Here is a 1,261-nt window from a genome sequence, read left to right as displayed (position 1 = left end):
TTCGGCTATGTTGTACCCTAAACCGATGTTTATGGATCATGTATTTAAAGGTTTACTATTTGGTAAATACTTCGGTGGTGCTTTTGATTTCTTCGGTGATTATGATATAGAAGAAACTAAAAATAAAAATACTAGCGTCTCTATACAATCGACAGCAGACAGTGAAGGAAGTTACTAATGAAAAAAATATTAATTTTTTTAAGCTTATTTATAACTTTTTCTTTTGCTCTAGCTCAACAAGCCAGCTTATCAGTTTCTAACAATGGAAAATATGTCATATCAGTTGATGACTCAGGGAATGCCTACCTTTGGGACTTAAAAAATAATGTATCTAAAAATCTAGGTAATAACTATAATCCTAGATCTGCTTATTTTGTACCGAATAGTGATAATTATTTATTACAAAATATTAAAACTAAAGAAGTAACCATAACTAATGTAAACGGTAAAATTATAAAAGAATTTACTCCTGATTTCATGGCTGATAGTCAAGCTATCAATTCAAGTCTAACAACTTGGGTTGGATCTTTGCCATGGGGAGATGCTTACCAATATAATTTAGATACTGGTAAAAAGAAACAGATATATGTTTCTTGGAGTTATGCTAAAAGTGAACATTCCCCATACTGGAGAGGTAATCCTTATAAAGGTGGCTTACCAAATGGTTATGCAATAAATAATCAGTTTAACTTTGCCAATAATGATGTCTTAATAATGACTGCTGATAGTATAATGGTTATCTATAATGCAAAAGAGCACAAATGGAAGCTTATAAATAAAAATGTAAATCAAACTATGAGTGCCATAGACCCTAATAGTGAGTTCGTTTATACATTAGATAGTTCAAGAGTTGGTCGTGCTGTTAAATATGATTTACAAAACAATAAAATCATAACATTTCCAAATACTGCTAATGAAGATAACTTTTTCTTTAATTTAGCCCAAAGAAATGAAATACCAAAATTAGAAAATAATTACAAAAAACCAAATGGCTATACTAACTTTGGTTTTATAGATAATAATAAAGTACTTATAACATATAAAGGAATGTCTCAACCTTATTTATGGACAGGTTTATATGATATAAACAATATAAAAATTGGTAAATTCTATAAAGATGGGAAAAGTAATTTTGCTATTGATAACCCTATAAAATATTTTCCTTTAATAAATAATCCAAAAGATTATTTAGATGGCAACTACAATATCGAACCAAGACCAAATGTAGATGGTTATAACTATACATTTGATACTTCTGTAG

General features: G+C 28.7%; 1 protein-coding gene. It reads left to right on the top strand.

What is annotated here, in order from left to right:
* Window positions 1–177: 177 nt before the first annotated feature.
* The coding region (locus tag FQ699_RS09580) for a hypothetical protein (RefSeq protein ID WP_218961594.1) at window positions 178–1,261 on the top strand (1,084 nt) is incomplete at its 3' end.

It is taken from the genome of Francisella salimarina, from assembly GCF_007923265.1.
In the GTDB taxonomy this organism is placed as follows: Bacteria; Pseudomonadota; Gammaproteobacteria; order Francisellales; family Francisellaceae; genus Francisella; species Francisella salimarina.
Note: the sequence above shows the minus strand (reverse complement) of the source record. Positions and strands in the feature narration are given on the sequence as shown.